The organism is Bacillus sp. ME78 (assembly GCF_903970865.1).
Classification (GTDB): domain Bacteria; phylum Bacillota; class Bacilli; order Bacillales; family Bacillaceae_G; genus Bacillus_A; species Bacillus_A cereus.
In genome coordinates, this window is sequence record NZ_CAJCKK010000093.1 from 1 (window position 1) to 702 (window position 702).

A 702-nucleotide genomic window follows, 5' to 3' on the forward strand; every position below is an offset into this window, starting at 1 on the left:
ATACAGTCTGGTAATGATGGCAGAGAGGTCACACCCGTTCCCATACCGAACACGGAAGTTAAGCTCTCTAGCGCCGATGGTAGTTGGGACCTTGTCCCTGTGAGAGTAGGACGTTGCCAGGCAAAATGGAGGATTAGCTCAGCTGGGAGAGCACCTGCCTTACAAGCAGGGGGTCGGCGGTTCGATCCCGTCATCCTCCACCATATATGTCGGAGGGGTAGCGAAGTGGCTAAACGCGGCGGACTGTAAATCCGCTCCTTCGGGTTCGGCAGTTCGAATCTGCCCCCCTCCACCATTCTTAATTAATGGGCTATAGCCAAGCGGTAAGGCAACGGACTTTGACTCCGTCATGCGCTGGTTCGAATCCAGCTAGCCCAGCCATTAAGAGCCATTAGCTCAGTTGGTAGAGCATCTGACTTTTAATCAGAGGGTCGAAGGTTCGAATCCTTCATGGCTCACCATTTTTAATAAAACATGCGGGTGTGGCGGAATTGGCAGACGCACTAGACTTAGGATCTAGCGCCTTTGGCGTGGGGGTTCGACTCCCTTCACCCGCACTTTTAATAAAATAACTCATACATGTCTTGCGGAAGTAGTTCAGTGGTAGAATACAACCTTGCCAAGGTTGGGGTCGCGGGTTCGAATCCCGTCTTCCGCTCCAATTTTCAATATGACATGCCGGGGTGGCGGAACAGGCAGACG

Annotated in this window: 6 tRNA genes and 1 rRNA gene; all 7 read left to right on the forward strand. The window is 52.4% G+C overall.

Annotated features, from left to right (window positions below):
- Window positions 1–6 precede the first annotated feature (6 nt).
- The 7 genes from rrf to H6481_RS28330 all read left to right on the forward strand — a co-directional run bounded on the left by rrf (window position 7) and on the right by H6481_RS28330 (window position 661).
- A 5S ribosomal RNA gene (rrf, locus tag H6481_RS28300) occupies window positions 7–122 on the forward strand.
- Window positions 123–127: 5 nt separating this feature from the next.
- Window positions 128–203, forward strand: a tRNA-Val gene (locus H6481_RS28305).
- 8 nt (window positions 204–211) lie between these two features.
- Window positions 212–295 (forward strand) — tRNA-Tyr (locus H6481_RS28310).
- An 11-nt stretch (window positions 296–306) separates the two neighbouring features.
- Window positions 307–381 (forward strand) — tRNA-Gln (locus tag H6481_RS28315).
- Between the two features lie 4 nt (window positions 382–385).
- Window positions 386–461: transfer RNA gene (locus H6481_RS28320), tRNA-Lys, on the forward strand.
- 15 nt (window positions 462–476) lie between these two features.
- Window positions 477–557 (forward strand) — tRNA-Leu (locus H6481_RS28325).
- Between the two features lie 29 nt (window positions 558–586).
- A tRNA-Gly gene (locus tag H6481_RS28330) sits at window positions 587–661 on the forward strand.
- The last annotated feature ends 41 nt before the right edge of the window (window positions 662–702 follow it).